The organism is Serratia sp. BW106 (assembly GCF_002607755.1).
In the GTDB taxonomy this organism is placed as follows: domain Bacteria; phylum Pseudomonadota; class Gammaproteobacteria; order Enterobacterales; family Enterobacteriaceae; genus Serratia; species Serratia proteamaculans.
On record NZ_MCGS01000076.1, the window covers coordinates 1 to 9,412 of the forward strand.

Here is a 9,412-nt window from a genome sequence, read left to right on the forward strand (position 1 = left end):
GTTGTCCGAGTCCGGGCACCACTAATTCTGCATGAAAGCACGCTGGTTATGACCCTGAACGGTTGAAAAGTGAAGCCTACCAGATGCGCGTCACTTATCGGCGTCCGGGATTGCTGGCGTCGCGCGCAATTGCACGCGCAGCGTGAATCGAACCAGCGGTACGGTCAGCGCCGTCGTCACCAGCGCGAACATCACGAGGATCGTATAGACCTTTGGCGGAAGGATCTGCATCTGCAGACCGATTGACAGGACGATGAGCTCCATCAAGCCGCGCGTATTCATCAGCGAGCTCACCAACATCGCATCGCGTGGCTCAAGTCCGGTGGCACGCGCGCCCAGATAACTGCCGCCGAACTTGCCGATGAATCCGCCCGCGAGGAATACGCCGAACCACATCCATGATGCCGCGTCGTCGATCGTGCCGATCGACGCATGCAACCCCGCATACGCGAAAAACACCGGCATCAGCACAAGCCTGACAAAACCTTCAACGTTCTCCCGCCACTCATTTGCAATACCGGGCACTCGCCGCACGAACAGCGCCGCCGCAAGTGCGCCAAATGCGCTATGAAATCCGATCAGCGACGTCACGAGTGCCGACGCCATGACGAAACATAACAACACGGCCAAGCGGTCGCGCGCCGCATGCGCAGTCGATGCGAGCCGCACAAGCGTCGGTCGAACCACGAAGCGCACCAGGAACGCGCACAGCACCAGATACGCCAGCAGGCTGACGAGCATGCGCGCAAATGCCCAACCAGGCCCGCTCGATAGCGAAGCAATAGTTGCAAGCAGTATCCATCCGAGCGCATCCGTCAGCATCGCGGCAGACATGGCGTGCCGTGCGCCCACCATGGCGTTGAGCGCCAGGTCGTCGACGATGCGCGCCATCACCGGTACCGCTGATATCGCAAGCGCGACACCGCAGAAGAGTATATAGGGCAGCGCCGGCGCATCGCTGGCGAGCATGTCTTTCGAGACAGTGGCGACGATCATGCCGATCGCGGCCGGTACGACGAGCCCACCCACGGCGATCGCGACGGGCATGCGCCAACGCCTGTCGCGCAGCGTCTCGCCCAACTCCATATGCAGACCAACCTGAAACATCAGCAGTATCAGGCCGACTTCACCGACTTGCCCCATCGCCGACAGCGTGTGTGGGCCGAACAACGCATCGTAAAAATCCGGGGCGATAGCGCCCAACAGCGAAGGACCCAACAGCAAACCTGCTGCGATCTCGCCGACGACCGCGCACTGGCCGAGCCGTTCGGCAATCCGGCCGCAGACGTTGCAGAGCGCGATCACCAGCACCAGTTGCAACAGCCAGACAGTCATGAATGCCTCGGAAAAAGCGGCGCCGACCTACGCATCACCGCTCACTCGCTACGCGGTCGACCCAGCCCCGGTAGAATGCACGGTACTTGAGCACGAGCTTATCGTACTTGCTGTACGCGCCGCCGCCGTCCGGCTTCATCCCGTTCCAGATTTTAACGTCGAACTTCGCTGCCTGTCGGGTCTGCAGCCCAAACAGCACGTAGTCGGTCGCGCGGCGCAAGGCGCCCCCCACCTTCTTGATCGAGATGAGCATGTGCATGACGTTCTTGCCGTCGCTCACGGGCGTCACACACTGGAGCAGCTTGTATTTGAAGTCTCCGTCCAGCGAGACGGTCATGACGCACCCGCCGGGGTAGCCATCGAAGTGCAGGTTCATCTGCGACATGTTCAGGCCGAGCACACGAGCCAGCATGCCGAAGGCCCCGAAATACCGGTCCACGGTGAAGTCGATCCCGGCACCGAACCACGCGCCCGCCTGTGCCAGAGACTCAACCTCCGGCCACGGGTGCCAATCGTCGAACAGCTTGAGCTCGAAGGCCGAGATCGGGAGCTCGTGCACGGGGGACGCGTGTTGCGCGTCGTAGAAGTTCTCTACGATCCGCAAGACAGCTGTCGTCGTATCGAACGCGAAGTGCAGGTGCATAAAGTCGCCGTTGTCGACATCGGCTGCGGCGATTTCGGGCAGCGGGTGCAGCGGCTCTGGGGAGCCGTACCAGACCCACACGTAGCCGTATCGCTCGGCGGTGACCCACGTCGGCTGGCGCACCGATCGCGGCACGGGCTCCAGCCGGCGCACCGTCTGGTTGTGACCGGGGATATGAACGCACTGGCCCTGCTCGTCGTACCGCCAGTGATGAAACGGGCACTGGATGCACCCGTCCTTGACCTGCCCGTCGGCCACTGTTCGCGCCGAGGTGCGAACAGTGGCGATCCATCACCACGGCCTGCCCCATCGCGCCACGCCATGCCACACACGGACGGCCGAAGAGCGTCAACTCCGTCGGCTTATCCTTGAGGTCGTCCGAGCGCATCGCGACGTACCAACTCGCGGCCACGCTCGTGGTCGCGTCGTACGCCCTCGAAGGATGCTCCTCGACGCTCGTTTGAACCCATTGAATGTCGCTCATCATTTTTGTGTCCTCAACGGCCGATTACTTCTTCCGAGTCAAGCTGATACGGGTCGTAATGTACGCCTTGAGCAGCGCGAACATCGGGTTGTAGTCGAAGTACTTTTTCACCTCTGCCGGCGCGCTGGTTTGTGTCCAGTGCATCAGCTTCATCGCCGGCAGTAGACTGTACTTCGAGTTGTTGAGCTGCGGCTTGTCCCCGGTGATGCAGTACCCGAAACCGAACATCTGCTTGGCGAAGTCTCGTTCGTCGATGAGGGCGTGGATCCGCGCCGCGGCCTCCCCGGTCGGCTTGAGCCCGGCGCTTACGGCCTCGATCTCGGCCTTGGCGTCGTTGAACAACTGGTAGTACCCCTCCATGTCTGCGCACAGGTACCCGAGGTACGGGGGGTCGTTGTCGAGATGATCGAGGTCGCCCTCGTCGCGCGACGCACGGAACCTCGCGTGGGCTTGCACAAGCCGGAACTGCCCGAGGATCGTGCCGACTGCCCACAGCCTGTGGAACGCGTCCCACAAGCGGAAGTCCGTGAACGCCGTGTAGCAGCAGCTGACGAAATCGTCGTTGTGGTCCAAAAGCTTTTGCTGCAGGCGTTCGATGTACTCGAAGCGATCAGGGGAGAAGTCATCGTCGCGCAGCGCCTTGATGAGGCGCGCCGCAAGCGCGTGGATGGTCACCGCAGTGTTCTCGAGCCCCCGGGAGAAGAGCGGGTCGATGAACCCGTTCGCGTGCAGCATCAGGCAGTAGCGATCGCCGATGCAGGTGGTCGACGAGAACTGCAGGCGGTCGGTCTTGACCCAGTCACGCACCGGTACGGCGTCGCGGAACTGCGCCCCGATGCTCGGGAACCGCGCGAGGAACTCGTCGAATTCTTGCTGCGCGGAGATGTCCGTTTTCGGGTAGACACGCGGGTCAAGCTGCAGGCCGACGCTCACCAGGTTGTTGGTCGACCGCGGGTGGTTGTTGAACGGAATCACCCAGAGCCAGCCACCCTCGAACATGTGGTGCAAGGTCCCCTCGTGCCAGCGCCAGCGCTGCCCCTTGACCTTGAAAATATCGTCGAACGGCTTGACCCCGAGCATATGCGTGTAGAGGCTGCGCGAGTGCGTCTTGAAGCGACACGGCTCTTCGCGGAGATTGAACTTGGTCGCGAGCGGCGCGCGGGGTCCTCCGCAGTCGATCATGTACCGGCCGGTGAACCGTTCGTCCTCGGCGGTGGTCACCGCGACGCCGTCTTTATCGGCGTGGTATTCGGTCACTTTAGTCTTCTGGCGGACCGTGCAGCCGTATTTAATGGCGGCTTGCAACAGGTAGGCGTCAACGTCTTGCCGGTAATAATGGCTCTCCGGTCCCCAGGGCAACTCGGGGATGACGCACTGTGTGAACTCCTTCGGGTCGTGCTCCTGGCCGGGTTTGTGGAATACGAAGCCGAAGTTGCGCTTAATGCCCGTGCTCGACGAGACGTAACGCTGCGTCGAGTAGAACGACGTAATGTGGTCGAGCTCCGGAATGCCGTAGCGATCGGCGATGATACGGTTCATTAGAGACGTCTCGGGAATCGACGATTCGCCGATCGTGAACCGCGGGTGCGACGACTCCTCGATGATCAGCACGCGAAACTGCTGTTTGGCCAGGATAGCCCCCATCTGGGTGCCGGACATGCCCGAGCCGAGGATGATCACGTCGAAGTGGTTGTTATCGCGCCCGTTCTCGGGGATCTTCTGAGTCATGAGGGCAAATCTCCTTAATGAGATGGAACAGATGGCCGTGCGCGTCAGAACTCGTTGAGAGCGGTGCGAATGCGAGAGCGCGCGGCAAGCGTGAGCGTGACCAGATCGCCGAGCATGCTGGGCGCGTACCCTCCACTGCCGATTGCCGGGCCGCTTCGCCCGGCTTCGTACACCCGCCCCGCCAATTGAACATGAGGTGCCCGAAAGCGCAGCAGGACCACGAAGATCCGGTTGAGGGCCGCCAGCCCGGCCCGGACGGGTTCGCCCTGCGCACCTACTCGCGCCTCGCCGATCGCGCGGTCGACGAGCGACGGCCTCCCAGCGAACCGAGCGTAGACCGCCCTGTACGCGGGAAGTACATAGGGCAGGTACGTCTCTTTGAATTCTCGATAAGCCTGGTGGTCCGATTGCGAGCCCCACAGGACGTGATCCAGCACGAAGAGGGGCATTTCTACGGCACCGGGGCCAAGGTAGCTCTGGCCCCCGACGCGAATCGGTTCATAGAAGGGGCGGAGTTCATCGTAGAAGACCTGCGGCGAGATGAAGCGGTACGCGTAAACAATCGATTCGACCATTTTTTGCAGATAGGCTGCCAGGTCGTCGCACCCTTGCGCGAACGCGGGCGACCTCAAGGGTACGTCGTGCAGCTCGACGGTCACCGTGATGGCCGCCTCGAGGGCCGCCATCGAGATGCGCACGCTCTCAAGCAGGTGCGCTTCGTCGCTGAGCCCGGTGTAGCTCCGTTGCGCGTCGGCCGTCGCGGGGTTCCAGACCGTCACATGCAGGAGCGTCTCACGCGGCGGCAAGTCGGTCATGCGTGCCAGGTCGAGCAGCACCGGCTCGAGCCCGGGCACCACGTCCACGGGCTCGTGTCCGTGCCGCTTGAGCGACCCCAGGAAGAACCCAATGTCCCGCATCGCGGCGGCGGCTTCGACGAAGCCCCAGCCGGAGGGCACACCGCGCACCGGGAGGAACTCACGCAGCAGGCCGACGATACCGGGCACGTCCTTGTTACGGTTCAGGCCCGGCAGTTGCAAAACGAGCGAGCGAGCGTGCAGCGGATCGCAGGTTGCCACGGCAGCGTGCGTGGCGGCGAATACGCATGCCCGGTCCAGGGCGCGCTCCACTACCGGCTCTCCGGCGACGCGGGCGTCGGCCCGGGTCGAGACAGCCCCGCTCCGCGCTCGCGTAGCGACCGCAGGTAGTCATAGTTCGTCGGCAGGCTCGCCCGCAGACGCTCGGCCTCACGCTGGATGCGGGCGAACATCACCTCGGCCTTTTCGATCGACTCCGGTCGCAATTGCAAGAGCGGCAGCGACCGGTCGGGCAGCATGCCCAGGCCGGCAAAGATGCAGTAGTAGTTTCCGTTCAACCAGAAGTTCTTGAATTCGAAGTCGAAGGTCTCATAGTACGTGGAATCGTCGAACGACGTGGTGGTCAACGGCAGCCCCGCCTTGTAGCGCTCAACCTTCTCTTTGATGGAGTCGGAGAGCCGCAGGTCGTGCCGGTTCGCAAGCCAGAACGGCGTGTCTTCGCGTGACGAAGTGAAATAGTGCGCTTGGACAAAGTCTCGGCAGTCGTCGAACATGTAGGTGATCTCGGCGTTGAACGCGTCGGCCAACCGCGGGTCGAACGAGGTGTCGGGGAAGTGCTTCACGAGTTGGTAAAGCGCCGCGTAGATGAAGTAGATCCCCGTTGATTCCAGGGGCTCCAAAAAGCACGACGCCAGCCCGATAGAGACGCAGTTGTTGACCCACGACCGCTTGTTGCGCCCGACCCGGAACTTGATCTGATTGAGCGGCTGATTGTCCGAAAGGCCCCAGAGGTTGAGGAAGTCGGTGGTGGCCTGGTCGCGGGAGGTGAACTTGCTTGAGAAGACGTAGCCGCTGCCGAACCGACCCAGCATCGGAATCTTCCAGGTCCACCCCGAGTTCATGGCAATCGAGGAGGTATAGGGTTCGACCCCCCCTTGCGCGTCGTCGTTGGGTACGGCGGTGGCGACCGCGCTGTCGCACAGCAGGTAGTCGGACATGTCAATGAAGGGCTCTTTCAGGGCCTGGTTGATCAACAGCCCCCGCATGCCTGAGCAGTCGATGAACAGATCCGCCTCCAGCTTCCGGCCCTCTTTGGTGAACAGGCTGGAGATGAAGCCGTGCTCGTTCAGGTTAACCTCCACGACCTCATCGACCACTCGGTTCACCCCGCGATCGACGGCCCAGCGCTTCAAGAAATCGGCCACCAAGTGCGCGTCGAAGTGCCACGCGTGGGACATCTGACGGGTGCCGTCATGCAGGCACGGTGCCAGATTGCCATCGAGCGCCCCGGGCTGCGGATAGCAGGCGTAAGCCATCGACTGCTGAAAGCCCTGTTCGCGCTTGCGCAGCCAGTAGTGGGTAAGCGGCACACCGTCGCAGCTCGGCACATTGCCGAACAAATGGTAGAAGTAATCGTTGCGCGAGTGGTCGGGAGACGCTCTCCAATTCACGAACTTGATGCCGGCCTTGAAGGCGCCGTTCACCTGGGGCATCCACTCCTGTTCCGGTATCCCGAGGAAGTCGAAGAACACCTTCTGCAAACTCGGGATGGTCGCCTCGCCCACACCGATCCGGGGGATCGTCGCAGATTCGATGAGCGTAATGTTCGCCTGCTGTTGGAGCGCCCGGACGAGGTACGAGGCGGACATCCAGCCCGCAGTGCCGCCACCCACGATGACGATATTCTTGATCGGTTTGCTCATGACACTCTCCCATAGGAAGTAGTGGAGATGTTAAATTAGGTTCTAATTCAGACTAGAATCTAATCTAAAAAGTGCAAATTCCGTTTCAGAATTAACTCGGCGATATATCATCACGCAATTCGCCTCCTCACGACCCTAATTCCTCACCACCCAATAACCGGTTAAAATATTATTTTCAATCGGTTATAATTACGAGCAAAGCAGGAAAAACAAGATCACCTCATTATTCAAAATAATAAAATAAAGCCTTATAATGCCCCTACCCACCCCCAAGTAATTTACGCACAACACACTATTTTTACTGTATTTTTACAATAAAAAAGCAACGCATCTTATCCAAAATTTCATGTTAGATTTTTTCAATCACCGCCAGTTAAGATTTTTCCTATTACTTAAATAAATACCCTATCAATTAGATATTAATGGATTTTGAATTGTTAGCGCGCTTACAATTCTATAAATTAAACACCCAGTTAGTTATAGGTAATGCATTATCAACTTGCCAGCCAACAAAAATAATCGATACCGATTCATACGTTAATTACGTATAAAAACACCCATAAAATAATATTATTTGCACAATCAAGCATTCAGTCTAAAAACAATTATCCATCTAATTTTAATACGAATACTCAACGACATTCGGAAATTGTTTTCTGCCTCAAATACCCATCCATTGACATATCATCGAGGGTAATCTGGTGAGCTATAACCGTTGGGGTTCAACTTCGCCCCGCCATCGTCGTTAACTAAAGTACCTGACAATCAGCATGGCGCCCGAGCCCAGCAAGATCACATTGATAAGCCTGAGGAATTGCTCACGTGACATCTTCAACGTGAAGTAACGGCCCAGAGTAATCCCCACCAACATGCCCGGCACCAGCACTAATGCCAGCAGTAATAAATCAACGTCCAGATAAACACCGGCCAGGGCAAAAATCACCACTCGGGTCAGGGTGCTCATACCTATCAGCGTGGTTTGGGTAATACGGAAAGCTTCTTTTTTCTCAATCCGCCCACTGAGATAAATAGCGTAAATAAAACCGCCGCTGCCAAAAAGCGCGCTGAATACCCCGCCAACCAAACCGAAAGGCACAGCCGCCCTGGGTGAGAATTGCCGGTCAGGCTTTAAACCACTGAGTGAATAGAGCGCGTAAAACACCACAAAAATCCCCAGCGCCAGCAACAGGATCTCTGGCCGGGTTTTCAGCAGGATCGCCGCCCCTAGCAGACTGCCGATGACCATTAATGGAATCAGCCGTTTTAATTCAGGCCATTGCGCGTTCCGCCCGTCGCGACTGACATTAACAATCGCCGCGCACATATCCAGCAGAGCCAGTAAGGGAACGATTTTCGCCACCGGCATATAGAGTGCCATTATCGGACTGGCGACTAACGCAGAACCAAAACCGGCGATGCCGAAAATGACATACGCCACCAATAATGTGGCCGCCAGTACCAAATAACTCGAGAGCGTTAAGGTTTCCTGCACGTGAGCTTTTTCCAATCCATGAGTGTTATTGAGCCACAAGGGCAAAACAGGATGCCTTAACTCCCTGCCCGCCATATCCTAATCCCGGCAAATTTAGTCCATGGCGGCGTTTTTGACCACCTGACCGTTGATGTTACTATAGGCGGATCACAATAGGGCGCGACGACGTTTAAGGACGATATTTGAGTATGGGAAGCACATTCGCTGTATGGCGACTGATTGCCGTGTGCATGATCAGTCTGGGATTACTGGGGTGCGGCTCCGGAAAAAAATCGAACAGCTACAACCGTGATTATGATCAGTTGGCCAGAGGCAGTTATAACGGCAACACCTATACCGTTAAACGCGGCGATACGCTGTTCTATATTGCCTGGATCACCAACAGTGAAGTCAGCGAGTTGGCGCGGCGTAATAAGATCCCCAAACCCTACAACCTGGAGATTGGCCAAAAGCTGGCGCTGAATAATGCGACGGCGAAGAAGGGCAAATCACGCAAAACGCAGTCTACCAGCCAGATTGCAGCCGTTACGCCACCGATCCGCAGCAGTATCAAATGCTGGCGTTGGCCAACCCAGGGCAATATCGTCAGCAAGTATTCCACCGCCGACGGAGGCAATAAAGGTATTGATATCGCCGGTAACCGTGGTCAGCCGGTGTTTGCCGCAGCCAAAGGACGGGTGGTGTACGTTGGCAACCAGCTGCGGGGTTACGGCAATCTGATTATGATAAAACACAATGATGAGTACATCAGCGCCTACGCCCATAACAACACCCTGCTGGTTCGCAACGCTCAGGAAGTGAAAGCCGGGCAGAAGATTGCCACCATGGGCAGCACCGGTACCGACAAGGTGATGCTGCACTTCCAAATCCGTTATCGTGCTACCGCATTGGATCCGCTGCGCTTCCTGCCGCCTCAGGGCTCCGCACCCGCATGTTGATCCCGAGATAGACGATAAAAAAAACCCGCCACTAGGCTAACACCGATCGGTTAAG

Annotated in this window: 6 protein-coding genes and 1 pseudogene; 1 reads left to right on the forward strand and 6 read right to left on the reverse strand. The window is 58.2% G+C overall.

Features of this window, described 5'->3' with window-relative positions:
• Positions 1-90 precede the first annotated feature (90 nt).
• From BEI65_RS26515 to BEI65_RS26540, 6 genes and pseudogenes are all read right to left on the reverse strand, one after another.
• Complete coding sequence (locus BEI65_RS26515) at positions 91-1,335, reverse strand: cation:proton antiporter (RefSeq protein ID WP_099065728.1); 1,245 nt, start codon at positions 1,333-1,335, stop codon at positions 91-93.
• A 34-nt stretch (positions 1,336-1,369) separates the two neighbouring features.
• Positions 1,370-2,465: pseudogene (locus tag BEI65_RS26520) on the reverse strand (Rieske 2Fe-2S domain-containing protein).
• A gap of 21 nt (positions 2,466-2,486) precedes the next feature.
• Positions 2,487-4,190 carry an NAD(P)/FAD-dependent oxidoreductase gene (locus BEI65_RS26525; protein ID WP_099065729.1) on the reverse strand — a complete coding sequence of 568 codons (1,704 nt, stop codon included), beginning with the start codon at positions 4,188-4,190 and terminating at the stop codon, positions 2,487-2,489.
• Positions 4,191-4,234: 44 nt separating this feature from the next.
• Complete coding sequence (locus BEI65_RS26530) at positions 4,235-5,317, reverse strand: monodechloroaminopyrrolnitrin synthase PrnB family protein (RefSeq protein WP_099065730.1); 1,083 nt, start codon at positions 5,315-5,317, stop codon at positions 4,235-4,237.
• Entirely contained in the window at positions 5,317-6,927 is a 1,611-nt protein-coding gene (locus BEI65_RS26535) for a tryptophan halogenase family protein (RefSeq protein ID WP_099065731.1), read from the reverse strand. Before BEI65_RS26535 ends, BEI65_RS26530 begins: the two co-directional genes overlap by 1 nt.
• A gap of 745 nt (positions 6,928-7,672) precedes the next feature.
• A complete protein-coding gene (locus BEI65_RS26540) occupies positions 7,673-8,419 on the reverse strand; it encodes a sulfite exporter TauE/SafE family protein (RefSeq protein WP_099065732.1) in 747 nt (248 codons plus the stop codon).
• 188 nt (positions 8,420-8,607) lie between these two features.
• Here BEI65_RS26540 and actS point away from each other — a divergent pair, with 188 nt between their 5' ends.
• A complete protein-coding gene (actS, locus tag BEI65_RS26545) occupies positions 8,608-9,357 on the forward strand; it encodes an amidase activator ActS (protein WP_099065733.1) in 750 nt (249 codons plus the stop codon).
• Positions 9,358-9,412 lie beyond the last annotated feature (55 nt).

Excerpts from the sequence above, each read along its gene's own strand:
- BEI65_RS26525 (WP_099065729.1), bottom strand. The coding sequence starts at position 4,190 with ATGACTCAGAAGATCCCCGAGAACGGGCGCGATAACAACCACTTCGAC.
- BEI65_RS26535 (WP_099065731.1), bottom strand. The coding sequence starts at position 6,927 with ATGAGCAAACCGATCAAGAATATCGTCATCGTGGGTGGCGGCACTGCG.
- BEI65_RS26515 (WP_099065728.1), bottom strand. The coding sequence starts at position 1,335 with ATGACTGTCTGGCTGTTGCAACTGGTGCTGGTGATCGCGCTCTGCAAC.
- actS (WP_099065733.1), top strand. The coding sequence starts at position 8,608 with ATGGGAAGCACATTCGCTGTATGGCGACTGATTGCCGTGTGCATGATC.